Genomic DNA, 17,773 nt, shown 5'->3' with positions numbered 1-17,773 from the left:
ATTCAGATTAAACACTCGCCTGCCTCTAAATAGCATGCTTTTGTTTTAACTAACAAAGGCTTAGCTTTATAAATTGATTAGATAAACTGTTTCGATTATTGACCTAATTTCAGCGGTAGGGGGGCTGCTAATATAGCGAGAACAAAGTTAGGAGAGAGCAACATAAATAAAACAGTTTTACTTACCGGTGCTACCGATAGCACTTGCTAGAAACGCAAAGATGTTATTAACCCAAGTACTGTATTTATGAAATCTGTGGGTGGCTTTGTAAAGTTTTAGAAAAAATCCTTATGGTTGATCTAAAGAGCTCACTTGTCAGTGAGCTCTTTTTTTAGCTGGATTACTGCTCTTGCTGCAAGCGCTCGTATAGCCAATCTTTTAATTCTGTACGTTCATGTTTTAGCTGATGCATTTGCTCATCGCTTATGGGCGCATCTTTGAGCTCTAACACTCTAATTTCTTTATCTAGCTTGTCGTACTTATCTGCTTTTTTTGCAAATTCAGTATCGCTTTCATTTAACTCGGCAATTGTCCTTAAGTACTCTGGAAAGTCATTAGTTAATGAGTGGTCTTCGCCTAACATATTCGCTCCTTAATAGGATATAAATGAGCTCACAAGTAAGTGAGTTGTATAAGTGAATTACTGCCTTTCATATAATACACTGGGGCTTACATAGATATAATTCAACCATTGAGCCGCTAATTTGATGTAGAGCAAACAATCTGTTTATTTTGCTCAGTAAGGCATTTCACCAAAGTATTTAACAGAGCGATCAATAAACGCACGTACTTTAGGGGTCAATAATTTATTGTTGGGGTATACAGCCTAAATAGGAGTGTTAACTACTCGCGAAAAGCTTATAGCTCGATATTATTGCTCAAGCTGCAAGGTATCTCTGGCTAGAGAAAATAAATTTAAATATCATCATGATTTAATACGTTAATAAATCTCTTAAGCAGAGTTCGGGTTAAGTAAACCAGTACCCACTAGAGACTTTAAAGAGCTTTTAGCAAAAAGAGTTAATTTTTAACGCTTTTTGCTAATTTATGTTGACTAATTAATAGTGGTAGAATGCAGCGCTTAGTACCACTTGTGTGAAGTAAGTGGTCAATAATTTATAAGGTCTGTTGTGTAATGCTGTTGATGATCGACAACTACGATTCGTTTACTTACAACTTAGTGCAATATTTTCAGCGTTTAGATCAAGACGTTTTAGTAAAACGTAATGATGAGCTAAGCATTGCGCAAATAAAACAGTTAAACCCGCAGCACATCGTGTTATCGCCGGGGCCATGCACGCCTAACGAAGCGGGTATTTCGTTAAATGTTGTTGAGCAACTAAAAGGGCAATATCCTATTTTAGGGATTTGCTTGGGGCATCAAACTATCGCGCAAGCTTTAGGGGGAGATGTAATACGTGCTAAAAAAGTAATGCACGGTAAAACATCACCCATAGTTCATACTAATAAAGGGGTGTTTAAAGGCTTAGCTAACCCGTTAACAGTATGTCGTTATCATTCTTTAGTGGTTAAAGATCAAACTCTACCTAAAGAACTTGAAGTAACCGCATGGACTCAGACTGAGCAAGGCGAGTTTGACGAAATTATGGGGTTACTTCATAAAGAACTAGCAATCGAAGGTGTGCAGTTTCACCCCGAAGCTATTCTAACTGATCAAGGCTTAGAACTGCTTGATAACTTTTTAACTCGCTTCTAATGTTATAATACACAGAGCATTTAATACTTTATTAATGGATGTCATGACTGAACTTGTAGCGCAACAGCGTACTGCCAAAATACTAAGCCAACGGGCTCATGACTTATTGCTTGGGCACAGCTTTGCGCATCAGCAAATTGGTTTCATTCATACATTAGATATAGATTACGGCGAACCCATGAAGCAACGCACTTTGCTTCAGGTTGAAGTGGCCGCACAGAATAAACGCCAGCAAAGCAGTACTGCACATCATAAGTACCGCGCTCAAGCGAGTGAGCAACTGCACAAAACAATTGAAACAGCTATATATAAGCAGCTCGAAGATATAGATGGTGTAATTCACAGCACTATAGGTATTGAAGATGGTATTGCCAATATACTCGATATATTAGCTGTAAAGTCGGCGTCGGTAGGACGTTTAGAGCCACTGGTTAATGATATAAGCTGGTTGGGTAGAGAATTAGTAACGCTCGTTAATTTACCTTACTATCGTAATCAGCGTAGTAAAAATACGTCTGTAAAAGTAGATAAACCATCGCTTGCCCTTCGTTATATTGGCCTTGATAACTTACAGCTTGTTATTCCTACATTTGCTGCCCGTCATTGGATGCCACATAGCACCGAACCATTTTCATTATTAAAACGCCGGCTACGCGACAGCGCGATGGCAAACGCGATTGCTGCGCAAAAAATTGCACAAATTAATAATGTGAATGACGTACATGCATTTACCCTTGGTATGCTTTTAGATGTAGGGCGAATTGCATTAGTGCGCTTGTACTTAAAAACGTTTGAGAAAGTATTGCAACGCAAAGTGCAGTTAGCCCGAAATGAAAACCAAAAAGATTTACACACCGCATTATTAGAGCTACAGCCCGACCCGCTATTTTTAACCACTCTACTTAGCAATAAGTCGATAGAAGTAAGCGCCAAAGTAATAGACAAAATGGCTTTTAAATATTTACCGTTTAAAGGTGTCATGCAGCAGCTAGTAAATGGGGTAGATAAAGGCGATACATTACTGCCATTAACAGAAGTAATGCTAAAGGCACGTTGCTACTCTCAATATCTTAATTTAAAAGAGCATCAACTTATTGAGGCTGATGAAACTCTAAGCTGGTTTTCGTACTTTAAGTTCACTAAAACGGAACTAAAAACCCTCCAATCGAGTAATTTTACCAATTTAGCTATTCAAATTGACTAAAAATCTGAATTTTTTGTTAATTTTTTTGCGACTAACCATTCATTCTCACTCTATTGTTATATTGCATATTTGCCGATTAAAGCATGCGCGCCTTGGTGCTCATGCGGTTAGTTGTTTAAAAATAAGCATAAATAGCTATGCAAATAGTTATTCACTATCTATGAAATAATATCTTTAGCCCTTTATTCTCAAGGGATACATGAAAGTTTTTAACGAGACAGATATAAGTAATTCTGAAATAATGTGCGTCTGAAAATTGAACCACAAAGCAATTTTGCGCAATTATCAGATTTCTGATCTTGCCTATAAAGTTGGTTACAAATATTAACCAAACACCTATTTTGATGTTTTGTGTTGCTCACAATTAAGAGGAAATAAAATGACAGTCAATCGCGAATTATTTGATCACGTAATGGTTCCTAACTACGCACCTTCAAGCGTAATTCCTGTTCGAGGCGAAGGTTCTCGCGTATGGGATCAAGAAGGTCGAGAGTTTATCGACTTTGCTGGTGGTATTGCAGTTAACTGTCTTGGCCATTGCCACCCTGCATTAGTAGGCGCATTAAAAGAGCAAGGCGAAAAAATCTGGCATCTATCAAATGTAATGACCAATGAGCCGGCACTTCGCCTAGCTAAAAAAATGGTTGATGCGACATTTGCTGAAAAAGTTTACTTTGCCAACTCAGGCGCAGAAGCAAACGAAGCAGCGCTTAAATTAGCGCGTCGTTTTGCACTTGATAAGTTTGGCGCAGAAAAATCACAAATTATCGCGTTTAACAAAGGTTTCCACGGTCGTACATTCTTTACCGTAACTGTTGGTGGCCAAGCTGCATATTCAGATGGTTTTGGTCCTAAGCCTGGCGACATTGTACATTGTGATTACAACGACCTAGCTGCTTTTGAAGCGCTTATCAGCGACAAAACATGTGCCGTAATGATGGAACCTCTTCAAGGTGAAGGCGGTATTGTTTCACCAACTGACGAGTTTGCTCAAGGCGTTCGCGATTTATGTACTAAACATAACGCACTGCTTATTTTTGATGAAGTTCAAACTGGTGTTGGCCGTACTGGCGATTTATACGCATACCAAGGCTTAAACATAGTACCTGATATTTTAACTTCAGCTAAAGCACTTGGCGGCGGTTTCCCTATTGGCGCTATGATCACAACAACTGAAATTGCACAGCATCTTAAAGTAGGTACTCATGGTTCTACTTATGGCGGCAACCCGCTTGCGTGTGCTGTTGCAGAAGCTGCATTTGATACAGTAAATACCCCAGAAGTACTTGCTGGCGTAAAAGCTAAAGCAGCATTATTTAATGAACTACTTACTGCGGTTAACGAAAAATACAACGTATTTAGCGAAATCCGTGGCCAAGGTTTATTAATTGGTGCAGTAGTGAACGAGCAATATAAAGGTCGTGCAAAAGAGTTTTTAGTGGCAGGGACTGAGCAAGGCCTTATGTCATTAGTTGCTGGTGCAGATGTAATACGTTTCACTCCATCTTTAGTAATTCCTGAAGCGGACATTCGCGAAGGTATGGCACGCTTTGAAAAAGCAGTAGCAAGCGTAGTAAACGCATAAGCGGCTTAAGCCAACCAATTAAGGGCAAGCACCGCTTGCCCTGCAATTCCTATTTACCGTTATTTATAAGGGAGCAAGCGGACTCATGATGATCCTTCGCCCAATCCAGCAAAATGATTATTCAGCATTACTGAAAATTGCCCACGAATCAGGGCATGGTTTTACGTCTTTGCCATTAAACGAAGAACTATTGCAAAAAAAGATCGACCATTCAGTAAGCTCTTTTGCTAAACAAACGTCACAACCTGGTGACGAAGGCTACCTGTTTGTTCTTGAAGATAGCGAAACCGGTGAAGTTGTAGGAACATCTGCAATTGAAGCTGCGGTAGGGCTTGATGATGCATTTTATCATTATCACTTAAGTAAAGTGATTCACTCTTCGCGCACATTAGACGTATACAAAGCGGTTGATATTCTAACGCTATGTAACGACTACACAGGTGCTACAGAGCTTTGCACATTGTTTTTAAAAGATGGTTATCGTAAAAATTGTAACGGTAAGCTACTTTCAAAAGCGCGCTTTATGTTTATAAAACAGCATCAAGAGCGTTTTGCGCAAACAGTAATCGCAGAAATGCGCGGTGTGTCTGACGAAAACGGCAGTAGCCCTTTTTGGCAGTGGCTTGAAGAGCACTTTTTCTCAATGGATTTTCCAACAGCCGATTACCTAACAGGTATTGGCCAAAAGGTTTTCATTGCTGAACTAATGCCTAAATACCCAATTTACGTAAACTTGCTAAGTAAAGATGCGCAAGCCGTAATAGGTAAAGTACACGACAACACTCGCCCAGCAATCGAGTTATTAAAAAGCGAAGGCTTTACGTTTAATGGCTACGTAGATATTTTTGACGGCGGCCCAACGGTTGAAGCAAAAGTAGATAACATTGCGACTATTCGTAATGCAAATCACTTTAACGTTGAAATTGGCGAAATGACTGGCGACACCATGGTGTTACTAGCTAACGAAAAGCTTGAAGATTTTAGAGCAACCGTTGCACCAATGACATTTGACGAGCGCGCAAAAAGCCTTATTTTATCGCAAGAAATAGCAGATGCACTGCATTTGCAAACTGGCGATATTGTTAGTGCAACCACGATTTAATTTAGGAGAAAGTATATGACTCATCCTGCACAATTTATAAATGGTCAATGGTCACAAGGCCAAGGCACAGAATTTAATTCAGTAAACCCTGCAAATAACGACGTTATTTGGCAGGCTTCATCGGCAACTGCGGCGCAAGTAGACACCGCAGTAAATGCAGCGCGCGAAGCGTTTTATGCATGGGCTGATAAAAGCTTTACTGAGCGTTTAGAAATAATTAAAGCATTTGCAGCGCAATTAAAAGAAAACAGCGAAGAGCTCGCTATTACTATTGCACAAGAAACAGGTAAGCCACTGTGGGAAACTCGCACAGAAGCGGGTGCTATGGTTGGTAAAATTGCCATTTCTGAAAAAGCATTTTTAGAGCGCACTGGCGACGTAGAAAACGCAATGCCACTTGGCCGTGCGATGATTCGTCATAAGCCACATGGTGTTGTAGCCGTATTTGGTCCGTATAACTTTCCGGGTCACTTACCTAATGGCCACATTGTGCCAGCGCTTTTAGCAGGTAACACGGTTGTGTTTAAACCGTCTGAACTTACTCCTAAAGTAGCTGAGCTTACGCTTAAACTGTGGGAAAAAGCAGGTTTACCAGCAGGTGTCATTAACCTTGTACAAGGTGAAGTAGAAACGGGTAAAGCCCTTGCTGCTCACAAAGGTATTGATGGCTTGTTCTTTACGGGTTCTTCGCGTACTGGTCATATTTTACATGAACAGTTTGCGGGTCAACCTGGCAAAATTTTAGCGCTAGAAATGGGTGGTAATAACCCACTTATTATTACTGACGTTGAAGACACTAAAGCGGTTGTTCACGATATTATTCAATCAGCGTTTATCTCAAGTGGCCAGCGTTGTACGTGTGCACGTAAACTATTTTTACCAACAGGTAGCAAAGGCGATGTGATACTTGAGCGTTTAATCACAGCTACTAAAGCGATTAAAGTAGGCAACTACGACGATGCAGACCAGCCATTTATGGGCTCTATGATCTCATCAGCGGCAGCTGCGGGCATGGTTAAAGCGCAAAACGAACTTGTTGAGCTTGGCGCTCAAGTATTAGTAGAACTTGAGCACACAGCCAATACCGGCTTTGTAACACCAGGTATTATTGAGTGTACAAATATTAGTGACTTCCCAGATGAAGAGCATTTTGGACCACTTCTAAAAGTATTCCGCTTTGACGACTTTGACCAAGCCATTGATAAAGCAAACGATACAACCTTTGGTTTATCGGCTGGTTTATTAAGTGATAGTGCAGCAGATTACGACCATTTCTTACGTCGTATTCGTGCAGGTATTGTTAACTGGAATCGCCCAATTACTGGCGCATCAAGCGCAGCACCGTTTGGTGGTATTGGCGCATCGGGCAACCACAGAGCAAGTGCGTATTACGCAGCTGATTACTGTGCATACCCAGTTGCTTCGGTAGAGCTTGAAAAAGTAGCTATGCCAGCAACACTAAGCCCAGGCTTAAAAATAGATTAAGTAGTAATACTACTTAATTATTATAAAAGCAGCTTCGGCTGCTTTTTTTGTATTGCTATCGTACAAGGCTAGTAATTATCGGCTCTTTCTGCTTAAATCAGCATAATTAAATATATTTAGGTGGTTCGCATAATGGTTTTAGATAGGCAAGGGTACGATGATTTGATCATGTATCTAACTCAAAATTTAGCATTGTTTGAGAAGCCAGGCGAAATAAAACCAGGTGCCCCAACAGTAATGGAATTAATCGAAGACGTTATTGCACAAAATGTGATGCTCATTTGCGAGCAGCACACAAACCTCAACACAGAGCAGCGTAGTCAAATTGTACGCGAAGTTGATGGCATAGTTTACGATTTAGAAGAAGTCCTCAGCAGCATCACCTCACAGCCTGTCACGGTTGAACAGCATGCCTTTATAGATGAATTTGCAGGTTTAGTAAAAAACCTCTTTGATAGCGCTTTAACACAACAATCTTAGCCATTTTATAGCCCTGCGTTGCATTTTCATTTGCAACTACGGCTAACTTGCTTACAATCAAGAAAATATTTTTTTGAGATATAACAATGCAAGCAAATGTAAAATGGGTTGAAGGCGATACGTTTATTGGTCGTTCTAATTCTAACCACAATGTTGTGTTTGATGGCGGCAGCGATAGTGCAGCACCAAGCCCAATGGAAATGGTTTTAATGTCAGTTGGCTGTTGTTCATCAGTTGATGTGGTTAGTATTTTAAAAAAAGCCAAACAAGATTTTTCAGATGTACAAGTACAACTAAGTGCAGAGCGCGCCGAAACAGCCCCACGTGTGTTTACCAAAATCAACTTACACTTTGTTGTTAAAGGCAATAATGTGTCTGAAAAGCATCTTGCACGCGCGGTTTCACTCTCTGCTGAAAAGTATTGCTCAGTTGCATTAATGCTTGATAAAACAGTAGAAATTACGCATAGCCACGAAGTTGTGCAAGATCAAGCAAAATAACGCTTTTTCCACGAGGGAAATTCGTATAAAATCCGCGAACTTTTCATTCTGCAGGTGCAGAACCCACTAATTTATAGGTTGGTTTATTATGAACAAACCCTTCGATAAACTTAAACTTCATGGCTTTAACAATTTAACCAAAAGTTTAAGCTTTAGTATTTATGATATTTGTTACGCAAAGACCGAGCAACAACGTAAAGAATATATTGAATATATCGATGAGCAGTACAGTGCAGATAGACTAACCGACATTTTAGGTGAAGTTGTTGATATTATTGGTGCTAACATTTTAAATGTAGCGCGCCAAGATTATGAACCGCAAGGCGCAAGTGTAACTATTTTGGTTTCAGAAGAACCAGTAGAAGAGCAGCAAAATTACGATGCTGACGAAGCACCAGGCCCATTACCTGATTCAGTTGTTGCGCACCTAGATAAAAGCCACATTTGTGTACACACATACCCAGAAGCTCACCCTGATGATGGTATTTGTACATTCCGTGCTGATATTGAAGTGTCTACTTGTGGCATTATTTCGCCACTTAAAGCGTTAAACTTCTTAATTCATAGCCTTGAATCAGACGTAGTAACAATTGACTACCGCGTTCGTGGTTTTACCCGCGACATAAACGGTGTTAAGCACTACATTGATCATGCTATTAGCTCGATTCAAAACTTCATGACAGAAGATACAAAAGAAGCGTACCAAATGATGGACGTGAACGTGTATCAAGAAAACCTGTTCCATACCAAAATGATGTTAAAAGAAACCGATCTAAACACGTATTTGTTCGGCCTTTCTACGGCAGATTTATCAGAGGGCGAAGAAGACGAAATTCGCTCAAAGCTGACCCGTGAAATGCAAGAAATATTCTATGGCCGTAACCTGCCAGATACAGAATAATAGCAACGAATTAAATTAAAAATGGCGCTCAGTGAGCGCCATTTTTTTATGCTTTATTTTACAAGCAATAGCTGTGTTTGTCGGCCATTTAAATACCAGACACCGCTTTTATCAAAAATAGCATCTTCCTCTAGCATTATTCTTATTTCTTTATTCCACTGTTTTATAAACACAGCATTGTTAAGCTCAATTGAGTAAGCCGTATTTAAATGCAGCGGATAGTCACCATCTCCCGGTACACCTTGCTGAGAATCCCACATACCTAATGTAGTGCCAGCAGCGTGGCCATGATAGCCAAGAGGATGAGTATAAATAGTGGGTTTTAATCCCTGATCAATAGCGGCTTTTCGTGCTGCAGCTAAAACCTCATTACCGGTTTTACCTACCGCAAATTGACTGGTAAATATGTCTTGTAGTTTATTACCGCTTTTTAGTGCTTCAACTAAGTAACTAGGCGCACTCGTTTCGTTTTCTTTGAGCACATACGCATGCTGCTGCGTGTCGGTATTTAAGCGTAAATAAGTAATCCCAAAATCGACATGAAGCAAGTCACCGGCTTGTATAACGTTATCATCGTAGCCATTGGTAAAGCTTTCTTCATGATCGAACGACTTCGCATCGGCGCGCTGAATAGCAATACTTGGGTGAAACCATGTTTGTAGTTTTAGCTCTTTTACGCGCTCTCTAAACCACCATACCAAGTCATCGCTAGTTGTTTCACCAACCGTAATTGTTTTACCCGAAAACCCCTCTGCAATAATATGATGGGCAATAGCCACAATATGTTTATACATTTTAACTTCTTCAGGAATGCGTTGCTCTAACCAGGCAACAGCAAGCGGCTCTGCAGAAATTATTTTATTGTGATAAGTGGCGGGCAAGTTAGCCATTAATGTTTTGTAATCGCCTAGCACAAGGCCATCGGCATGTGCCCAGTCGGTAGAAGTATTAAGCGCAATGTTGCGAGGTTTGTATTGCTCAATAAGTGTATTGAGTGCTTCCCACTGGCTTGGTTGTGTTTGCTTATCCCACCCTTTTTTAAATACGTTACCTATTTTATAAGGCGCAATAGCGTAAGCATCAATACCACCTTGTTTATTAAGTGCAAATAACAAAATAGTGGTGCGTCTGGCTGAAAGCCATGTTGCAGGCAGCATTGTTTTTAATATTGGATCTTCGTTATATTCACGACTTATAAGTAGCCACATATCAGTGTTGTGCTGCTTCATTAATGAGGGCATTAAGGTATTAACTCTAAGCTCAGTTATTTTATCGATAAAAGCAGCGCGCTCTTTCATCGATAAAATAGCGGGAGCGTCATCGGCTTTAACAAAGAGGCTTAAAACAAGCGTAGTTAGCAAGCTTACGTAAAGTAGGAGTTGTTTAGTAAAGTGCATAATTGTTTTATTTTTAGGCTAGTTAATTTATAACATGCCTGAAGAGCGACTATAAAAAAACAATTTGAGATAAACAGCACACAAAAAAGCCCAGCTAAAAAGTAGCCGGGCTTTGTATAAATAGTTTTATTACTTAAGCATACTGTATAAAAGTGCAAATACAGCAAGCGAGCCAACCGCTAATATAAATAGCGTGCTAAAGCGATTTCGGTATTTATTAAGTGCAGGTACTTTATACACTGCAATCATTGGCATGATGAATAAAATCATCGCAATGATAGGGCCCGATAACTGATCCATCATGTCTAAAATACTTGGATTTTTAACAGCACAAAACCAAATAGCTAAAAACATGATTAACACACCAATTTTATCGGTAACGCCAGCGCTTAAGCCTGTTTGTTTAGTTACTAATCCTGTAAAGCTTTCGCGTGCACCTAAAAAATGACCCAAAAACGACGATGTAATAGCAATAAAGGCAACAAGTGGCCCAAGTGTGGCAATAAACGAGTTATCAGTAATATTAGCAAGGTAGGATAAAACCGATACGTTAGCCGCTTTAGCCGCTGCCATTTGCTCGCCTGTAAGCGACAGCACGCAAGAGAACACAAATAACAGTACAAAGGTAATAAGTAGCAAGCTAGTGCGCTTTAAAATCGCCTCAGACTTACGTGTAGCTTGTTCGCCGTAATGACCGCGTTGCACATTTACAAAGCTTGAGATAGCCGCTGCGTGGCTAAACGAAAACACAATTATAGGAATCGATAACCACAACGTTTTACCAAAGCTGCCTATTTCAGGCACAGTCATATCTGGCATTTGCCAGCTAGGGATTAAATAAAGTGATAAAAAGAACAATATGCCCACAAGCGGATACACTAAAATAGCAAAGGCACGTAGCATTAAGCGCTCGCCGCCCATCATCAAGCTAATCATACCTGCAACTAATACACCCGAAAGTAGCACGCGAGAAGGTGATTCCATCCCCATTTGATTAACCATAAAACTATCAACGGTATTGGTTAAACCCACACCGTAAATAAGCAAAATTGGGAATATAGATAAAAAGTATAATAAGGAAATTAACCGGCCCGCAGTCACACCAAAGTGCTCTTCAACTACATCGGTAAAATCGGCATCTTTATTTTTTGATGAAAGTACAAAACGCGCTAATCCACGGTGCGCAAAAAAGGTCATTGGGAACGCTAAACACGCCATAATAATTAACGGCCAAAAACCGCCAATACCAATGTTAATAGGTAAAAATAAAATACCCGCACCAACGGCGGTACCAAATAAACTTAATGTCCACTGCGTATCGTGCAGGTTCCATTTAGTTTTTGTATTTGAATTTTTGCTTGAATTTGTGTGTGTGTTTGGTGATGCATTTGAAAGCGTTGCATCTTGAGATGTTGTCATGTGTGTGTGCTCATCCATTATTTAAATAATAACTGCGCCGAAGGGTATAGTTTTTAGAGACATTTTTCATGTTTTGAAGAGATTTTTAGACTAATTAATTAGACTCAATTGGAGGGTAAGTGTCATGAATACGAAACAGCGGTGTAAAAGTGAGCAAAAGCCTTAAATGGCAAGCCACATTATAGAGTTACTGTACGGGTAGGTTGGTTAGTTGGAGCGAAACCTAACACGCTATAGTGTCACGCGAGCAGCAAAGCCGAGATAGGCGGTTTTCATAACGTAAAATAGGGACTGGTCATTTTTATTGGTTTTCATTTAAAAATCAAAGTCTGCTCTCAAAAGCTGTTAAGTAGAAGCCATTAATCTCAACTTCATAAGAGATTTTTATTAAACTCCGTTATACTTCCTACAATTGAATATGCCAAACGAAGTAAATAGGCCGCTAACTGCAATGAGCAAAGAAATTCTTTTCCATACTACTTTTGCGCACGAAACCAGTAAAACATGGGTTGTATTTGTCCATGGAGCAGGTGGTAGTTCGGCAATCTGGTTTCGTCAGCTTAAGGCCTATAAAAAAGAATATAATGTGTTGTTGCTAGATCTTCGTGGTCACGGTAAATCGAATAACTTAGTACAAAACTTTGTTGATAATAATTATTCATTTAATAATGTCTCTAAAGACATTATCGATGTGTTAGATCATAACAATATCACCAGCGCACACTTTGTTGGCATTTCATTGGGCACTATTATTATTCGAAATATTGCTGAAATTGCGCCGCAATATGTTTCTAGCATGGTGCTAGGTGGAGCGGTTACTCGTTTTAATACTCGCAGTAATACATTGGTTTATTTAGGTAATACTTTTAAACACTTCTTGCCTTATATGTGGCTGTATCGCTTATTTGCTTTTATTATGATGCCTAAAAAGCGCCATAAAGAATCTCGACTTTTGTTTGTTCGTGAAGCAAAACGCTTGTGCCAAAAAGAGTTTATAAAATGGTTTAAATTAGCCATGGATGTAAATCCTTTAATGCAATACTTCAAAGAAAAAGACATTGATATACCTATTCTGTACATTATGGGTAAGGAAGATCATATGTTCCTTGGCCCTGTTAAAGAAATGGTTAAGCGTCATAAAAACAGCGTACTGCAAACTATTCACCATTGTGGCCATGTCTGCAATGTGGAGCGCCCTGACTTATTCAATCAGCACTCGCTTGCTTTTATCGCCCAGCAAAATCGTTAAGGGTTGTAGAAGGAATAGGATCGGTACATTCTTTTTTGATTTTCGCCCTAAACTCAAAACAAGACCTAAAGGAATAAAACTCCATTTTTATATCAAAGCGTAGGTTGGGTAGAGCGAAGCGAAACCCAACAAGCCATAGCGTCATTCGAGCGGTAAAGCCAAGAGGCGACTTTATTTCTTAAACTTGCTTATTCAATAATGTTCAATTGATATACACTGGTTAGGTAACGTATTGATAAGGATATTAAGTTGTCGCAAGTTAAAACACTCCCCATTACAGCCATGCGCTGGCTTTCCCTTTTATTGTGCGCAATTACCGCCGCAACAATTACTGTATTTTTAAGCAAAATCGGTCTTGTACAAAAGGCATATTCAAGTTTAGGCGCTATTTTACATGCCAGTCCTGTTTTACATTACAGCTGTGCATTTTTAGCAGGTATTGGCATAAAGCTCCTGCTTGATAAGTTTTATATATCGCACCCTAAACGCAGTATTGTATTTAGCTGGCGATATCCGCCTGTGACAATTGCTGTATTAGCATCATACTTTCTGACTGCTTTTTATATGCTAAGCACAGCACCAAAATTTGATGAAGCTGCGTTATACGCACAAAGCTTTATGAGCTTAAAATACCTAGCACTTACGTTTATTGGCATGCTCATAACCGTCATTTATCAGGCAAAGCTTTATACCCAAAAGCCAATTTTTACTGCTGTATTAGTTGCTCTATCGACTATGTATGTAGGTTTTGCTGTTGGTCTTGCTTATATAGCAGCAGCTTTTTATGTATTTATCAACCTAGCAGCTAGTTATTTAATTTTAGCGATTTACTTATTGTGCGATGAACACAGGCAAAGCAAACAACAAAACTTTACTTCTGAAATTGAGCCGATTGAAACTAAAGAAAGCCCAGAACTAAAAACGTTAGACGATTTCAGAGAATGGTTCAAAGATGATTCAACTATCAAAAGTATAGAAATGTTAGAGCCCGACCTACAGGTGTATGCAAAGCGTATCACCGAGCGGCTAAAAAATGGTGGTGATAAGTATGAAAAAGATTTAGCACAACACATAGCGCTATGTGGGCCTTATGGTTGCGGTAAAAGTAGTATCGTCGAAAGTATTATGAATGGTTTGGCAAAAAAACCTGAAAAAGAGAGTGTTTGGATACACAGCGATATATCTACTTGGGGCGCAGCAACTGGTAGCGTTGCGCATGTTGTATTGAGCCATATTATCGACGATATAAGTCAGCACATTGATATGTGCGCTTTTCGTGCCTTACCGAAGCATTACACCGAAGCGTTAAAGTCAGGCGGTAGCTTTTTCCAGTTTGCATCCACCTTACTCGCAGGCCCTGTTGATACAGATACACGCTTTCAAAAACTTAACGATGTACTAAAAAAAACAAACCATAAATTATTGATTACTCTGCAAGATGTTGATCGTGGTACTGATGAAGAAAGTGAAAAACGTTTAAATGCTATAGCCGCGCTACTAGATAGATTGAAAAATAGAAACTTAAGTCATATCAATTTTATCGTTGCGATGGGTAATACTAAAATTGAGCATATTGAGGTGTTGAGTAAGATAGCTGACTATGTTGAGACGATTGTAGAGCAAGATTTTAGAGATAAGTTATGTAAGTGGGCTGAATTAAGTACTAAAGAGATATTTAATAAAGAAATGGTTTTAACAAATGAACCATTTATTACTAATTTTAATAGATACAAAAAATTAACCTCTGATATTTTTAGTGAAAAGCGTTACCTCCCTGGAATTATTGCTAGCAATTTAATTATTTCAATGCGCATGCTCAAGCGTGTTATGCGCCGAGTTGATAAGTGTTGGGTAAATGAAAAACTTCTAGGAGAAGTGGCATTTGATTCTTTAATGTTACTAATGACTTTAAGAGAACTAAAACCAGTATTATTCAATCAGTTTATCAGTAACTATCCGAGGCTACTAAATGGTACAGGTTCCAATATAAATCCAGTTGAAGGCGGTAGAAGTATTAAAGAAATGTTACACGACCTAGTTACTAATAACTCCTCCCCCATTGAAAATAAAGCATTAACTTCACTTCTTGAGTGTTTAGTTGATTTACCTGACCACTTGATGGAAGCTAAAGGTAATTTCGCTAAAAAAGATGGGAGAGGTTATCTTCAAGGAGTCGGTAATTCGCAAGATACAGTGAATTATTTAAATAGAATTTTATTAGAAACCGTTCCTAAAAATGAACTAAGAGATCAGGAAGTGTTGAAATGTTTTAAAACGATATCCCCTGAAAACGTAGCAGAGTTAGCTAATTATATATGCTCAGATCATCGGTGGTTAGTTAGTTTTGAGCGTTTTAATGGTGTTTTTGGAGTTGGTGATGACATTGAAAGTAAGAATAAGAGAAAGTTGTTAGCCTTTGCTGTTTTAGACAATAAGCAGGCTGAAAAGGCAGGTCTATTTTTACACCTCAGTATTTTAGAAGATCCATTATTACGAACTGTCATTTGTGAAGGCCATTTTAAAGAAGTACTAAGTAAACTAGTCGGGATTGAATCAGCTCAACCTTTGTTATTCAGGATCCTTACTTGGCATTACGATTATCTTTTTATAGACCAAGAGTTACCTAGTTTATTTGTTAAAAAGGATTCTAATGGTCATTATTTTGATGTTGAAGAGATAGAAGAACGCCGGAAGATCGCTGAGAAAGCCAAAAGTTTTACACAGGGCATAGATTTTAGAAAGTTTTTACTTGAAAACTTAGACGAACTAAGTATGAATTCAATTGAGTTAACAATACATTATTTGGTATTTACACAATTCGATGACTCAAAATTCAATTTTGATGAAAAGAGAATGGAAAATATTTTAAGTATTTGTCTAGCTAGTGTTTCAGCAAATGCGACATTACTCCTTATAAATAATGCTAAGTTTGCTGAACCTGAAGCTATTTATTTTCGACAGCACCTACTAAAAGTTACGACAGATGAAAAGGTATACTTAAAAAACAAAATTCAATGTTTTCAACATCAAGATATTACAGAAGATCAGAAATTTAAAGTCATCGATAATTTAGGTTTATCAGAAGAGTAAGTTAGAGTTGAGCTTAGGCGAGATTCCGACTTATGTTTTTAGCTTAGGTTTCAAACCTCTGTGTAGCGAAGCGACTCTGTGCTCTCGGTGGTGAAATTGTTTTTTAATAGAATCCAGAGCATAATTAGTTACAGGAGCACTATTCGTGGTTTAAGCTATCTTATTACGAGTGAAAATCCAGACTTATTGGCGTCTGCTTAAAGCTCATGATTTAAAGATGTTGGGTTTCGTTTCACTCAACCCAACCTACGCTAAACCGTGCTTACTCTTCTATCGCACTTACAATAAAATACGGATTCAAGTACTCGTCTTTGGTGTTATAAATAAGCGGGCTGCCATCAAGTTGGGTCACTTTAGCACCGGCTATTTCGGCGATTGCATGGCCTGCGCCTGTATCCCATTCGCAAGTTGGGCCTAAGCGCGGGTAAATATCGGCGCTGCCCTCAGCCACTAAACACAGCTTTAGAGAGCTGCCTTTAGACACCATTTCAACATCGTCAAAGCGTTTTACAAACTCGGCTAAATCGGGTGATGGATGCGAGCGACTGCCAACAACACGTATTAACCCTTTGTTAGGTTTAGTCGTTACTTTAAGCTCAATTCGCTCATCGCCTTTATCTTTAAATGCGCCAATTGCTTCGGCGGCTAAGTACGATACGCCAAGGGCAGGTGCATCTACTACGGCTAAAATAGGAGTGCCGTTTTTAATTAGGGCGATGTTTACGGTAAATTCACCGTTCTTTTTAATAAATTCTTTAGTGCCGTCGATTGGGTCAACTAACCAGTAGCTTTTCCACGTTTGGCGTACATCCCAGCTTATGTCGGCGTTTTCTTCACTGAGTATTGGAATGTCGGGTGTGAGCTGTTGAAGCCCTGCCACAATCAGTTTATGAGCTGCTAAATCGGCGTCGGTTACGGGGCTTTCATCGGCTTTGTACTCAACGTTAAAGTCCTTTTCGTAAATTCCCATTATCGCTTGGCCTGCTTTGCGGGCAAGGATGAGGGTTTCTTCTAGCAGTTCGGTTTGATTCATGGGGTTAACCTATATTATGTGCTTTTGTTTTAGATACGTTATCAGTTGTGTAACCGATTGGTCTAGGGTGTTTTTACTTGTATCTAAAATTATTTCTGGATTGTTTGGCACTTCGTAGCTTGAATCGATACCCGTGAAGTGTTTTATCTCTCCAGCGCGGGCTTTTTTGTATAAGCCTTTTGGATCGCGGCTTTCGCATACATCCAGTGGGGTATCGATAAATACTTCAATAAATTCGCCTTCATCTACTAAGCTGCGCACCATGTCACGTTCTGCTCTAAAGGGCGATATAAATGCAGTAAGTACTAACAAGCCGGCGTCGGTCATTAGTTTTGCGGTTTCGCCTACGCGGCGTATGTTTTCAATGCGGTCTTCGTCGCTAAAGCCTAGGTCTTTGCATAAACCGTGGCGTACGTTGTCGCCATCAAGCAGGTAAGTGTGCGTACCTTGTTGATTAAGCGCTGCTTCTAGTGCGTTTGCTACGGTGCTTTTACCAGAGCCTGAAAAGCCGGTAAACCATAAAATAGCGGGCTTATGTTTTTTTTGCTCACTACGCTGTGCTTTTGTAGTTGCGTAGTTATGCCAAACTATATTTTCATCCATAGTGAGAG

General features: G+C 39.3%; 15 protein-coding genes and 1 pseudogene. 10 read left to right on the top strand and 6 right to left on the bottom strand.

The genetic code is table 11. The features are described from left to right. Window positions 1–340: 340 nt before the first annotated feature. Both GQR38_RS13250 and GQR38_RS20545 read right to left on the bottom strand, forming a co-directional pair. Window positions 341–583 carry a YdcH family protein gene (locus GQR38_RS13250; protein WP_024600067.1) on the bottom strand — a complete coding sequence of 81 codons (243 nt, stop codon included), beginning with the start codon at window positions 581–583 and terminating at the stop codon, window positions 341–343. Window positions 584–736: 153 nt separating this feature from the next. Continuing rightward, window positions 737–832: pseudogene (locus tag GQR38_RS20545) on the bottom strand (LysR family transcriptional regulator); the annotation flags it as partial. A gap of 303 nt (window positions 833–1,135) precedes the next feature. Between GQR38_RS20545 and GQR38_RS13245 the strand changes: the two are divergent. The 8 genes from GQR38_RS13245 (at window position 1,136) to speD (ending at window position 8,974) form a co-directional block, all read left to right on the top strand. Then, entirely contained in the window at window positions 1,136–1,717 is a 582-nt protein-coding gene (locus tag GQR38_RS13245; RefSeq protein WP_165722195.1) for an aminodeoxychorismate/anthranilate synthase component II, read from the top strand. Between the two features lie 43 nt (window positions 1,718–1,760). Continuing rightward, window positions 1,761–2,921, top strand: coding sequence for an HDOD domain-containing protein (locus tag GQR38_RS13240; protein ID WP_165722194.1), 1,161 nt, complete (start codon window positions 1,761–1,763; stop codon window positions 2,919–2,921). A 379-nt stretch (window positions 2,922–3,300) separates the two neighbouring features. Next, the gene (locus tag GQR38_RS13235; RefSeq protein WP_024600070.1) at window positions 3,301–4,506 is read left to right on the top strand and encodes an aspartate aminotransferase family protein; all 1,206 of its coding nucleotides are present in this window, start codon (window positions 3,301–3,303) and stop codon (window positions 4,504–4,506) included. An 85-nt stretch (window positions 4,507–4,591) separates the two neighbouring features. Further along, window positions 4,592–5,608 (top strand): arginine N-succinyltransferase, encoded by a 1,017-nt coding sequence (gene astA, locus GQR38_RS13230; RefSeq protein WP_165722192.1) that lies wholly within the window; start codon window positions 4,592–4,594, stop codon window positions 5,606–5,608. A gap of 15 nt (window positions 5,609–5,623) precedes the next feature. Then, complete coding sequence (gene astD / locus GQR38_RS13225) at window positions 5,624–7,093, top strand: succinylglutamate-semialdehyde dehydrogenase (RefSeq protein WP_024600072.1); 1,470 nt, start codon at window positions 5,624–5,626, stop codon at window positions 7,091–7,093. Window positions 7,094–7,225: 132 nt separating this feature from the next. Continuing rightward, on the top strand, window positions 7,226–7,573 hold the full coding sequence (locus tag GQR38_RS13220) for a DUF3802 family protein (protein ID WP_007580087.1): 348 nt from the start codon (window positions 7,226–7,228) through the stop codon (window positions 7,571–7,573). 86 nt (window positions 7,574–7,659) lie between these two features. Further along, window positions 7,660–8,073 (top strand): OsmC family protein, encoded by a 414-nt coding sequence (locus GQR38_RS13215; protein ID WP_002958863.1) that lies wholly within the window; start codon window positions 7,660–7,662, stop codon window positions 8,071–8,073. An 88-nt stretch (window positions 8,074–8,161) separates the two neighbouring features. After that, on the top strand, window positions 8,162–8,974 hold the full coding sequence (gene speD, locus GQR38_RS13210; RefSeq protein ID WP_007376266.1) for an adenosylmethionine decarboxylase: 813 nt from the start codon (window positions 8,162–8,164) through the stop codon (window positions 8,972–8,974). Window positions 8,975–9,027: 53 nt separating this feature from the next. Here speD and GQR38_RS13205 read toward each other — a convergent pair whose 3' ends face one another. Further along, a complete protein-coding gene (locus tag GQR38_RS13205) occupies window positions 9,028–10,371 on the bottom strand; it encodes a M24 family metallopeptidase (RefSeq protein ID WP_165722190.1) in 1,344 nt (447 codons plus the stop codon). A 129-nt stretch (window positions 10,372–10,500) separates the two neighbouring features. Continuing rightward, window positions 10,501–11,790, bottom strand: coding sequence for an aromatic amino acid transport family protein (locus tag GQR38_RS13200; protein ID WP_007580094.1), 1,290 nt, complete (start codon window positions 11,788–11,790; stop codon window positions 10,501–10,503). A gap of 451 nt (window positions 11,791–12,241) precedes the next feature. Between GQR38_RS13200 and GQR38_RS13195 the strand changes: the two genes are divergently transcribed. After that, window positions 12,242–13,039, top strand: coding sequence for an alpha/beta hydrolase (locus GQR38_RS13195; protein ID WP_007580097.1), 798 nt, complete (start codon window positions 12,242–12,244; stop codon window positions 13,037–13,039). A 249-nt stretch (window positions 13,040–13,288) separates the two neighbouring features. Then, entirely contained in the window at window positions 13,289–16,129 is a 2,841-nt protein-coding gene (locus GQR38_RS13190) for a P-loop NTPase fold protein (protein WP_165722188.1), read from the top strand. Between the two features lie 262 nt (window positions 16,130–16,391). Here the strand turns inward: GQR38_RS13190 and cysQ are convergent, their stop codons facing one another. Together cysQ and cysC are read right to left on the bottom strand one after the other, a co-directional pair. Then, window positions 16,392–17,162: a 3'(2'),5'-bisphosphate nucleotidase CysQ gene (gene cysQ, locus GQR38_RS13185; RefSeq protein ID WP_165722187.1), complete on the bottom strand. Its 771-nt coding sequence runs from the start codon at window positions 17,160–17,162 to the stop codon at window positions 16,392–16,394. A gap of 9 nt (window positions 17,163–17,171) precedes the next feature. Beyond that, complete coding sequence (gene cysC / locus GQR38_RS13180; protein WP_007378439.1) at window positions 17,172–17,765, bottom strand: adenylyl-sulfate kinase; 594 nt, start codon at window positions 17,763–17,765, stop codon at window positions 17,172–17,174. Window positions 17,766–17,773: the final 8 nt, after the last annotated feature.

Origin of the sequence: Pseudoalteromonas sp. c7(2019), assembly GCF_011378625.1 — a bacterium.
Classification (GTDB): domain Bacteria; phylum Pseudomonadota; class Gammaproteobacteria; order Enterobacterales; family Alteromonadaceae; genus Pseudoalteromonas; species Pseudoalteromonas arctica.
This window is presented reverse-complemented; position numbering and strand designations above follow the sequence as displayed.

Excerpts from the sequence above, each read along its gene's own strand:
- cysC (WP_007378439.1), bottom strand. The coding sequence starts at position 17,765 with ATGGATGAAAATATAGTTTGGCATAACTACGCAACTACAAAAGCACAG.
- astA (WP_165722192.1), top strand. The coding sequence starts at position 4,592 with ATGATGATCCTTCGCCCAATCCAGCAAAATGATTATTCAGCATTACTG.
- speD (WP_007376266.1), top strand. The coding sequence starts at position 8,162 with ATGAACAAACCCTTCGATAAACTTAAACTTCATGGCTTTAACAATTTA.
- GQR38_RS13215 (WP_002958863.1), top strand. The coding sequence starts at position 7,660 with ATGCAAGCAAATGTAAAATGGGTTGAAGGCGATACGTTTATTGGTCGT.
- GQR38_RS13250 (WP_024600067.1), bottom strand. The coding sequence starts at position 583 with ATGTTAGGCGAAGACCACTCATTAACTAATGACTTTCCAGAGTACTTA.
- GQR38_RS13220 (WP_007580087.1), top strand. The coding sequence starts at position 7,226 with ATGGTTTTAGATAGGCAAGGGTACGATGATTTGATCATGTATCTAACT.
- GQR38_RS13200 (WP_007580094.1), bottom strand. The coding sequence starts at position 11,790 with ATGACAACATCTCAAGATGCAACGCTTTCAAATGCATCACCAAACACA.
- GQR38_RS13240 (WP_165722194.1), top strand. The coding sequence starts at position 1,761 with ATGACTGAACTTGTAGCGCAACAGCGTACTGCCAAAATACTAAGCCAA.
- GQR38_RS13245 (WP_165722195.1), top strand. The coding sequence starts at position 1,136 with ATGCTGTTGATGATCGACAACTACGATTCGTTTACTTACAACTTAGTG.
- GQR38_RS13205 (WP_165722190.1), bottom strand. The coding sequence starts at position 10,371 with ATGCACTTTACTAAACAACTCCTACTTTACGTAAGCTTGCTAACTACG.
- cysQ (WP_165722187.1), bottom strand. The coding sequence starts at position 17,162 with ATGAATCAAACCGAACTGCTAGAAGAAACCCTCATCCTTGCCCGCAAA.
- GQR38_RS13195 (WP_007580097.1), top strand. The coding sequence starts at position 12,242 with ATGAGCAAAGAAATTCTTTTCCATACTACTTTTGCGCACGAAACCAGT.
- astD (WP_024600072.1), top strand. The coding sequence starts at position 5,624 with ATGACTCATCCTGCACAATTTATAAATGGTCAATGGTCACAAGGCCAA.
- GQR38_RS13235 (WP_024600070.1), top strand. The coding sequence starts at position 3,301 with ATGACAGTCAATCGCGAATTATTTGATCACGTAATGGTTCCTAACTAC.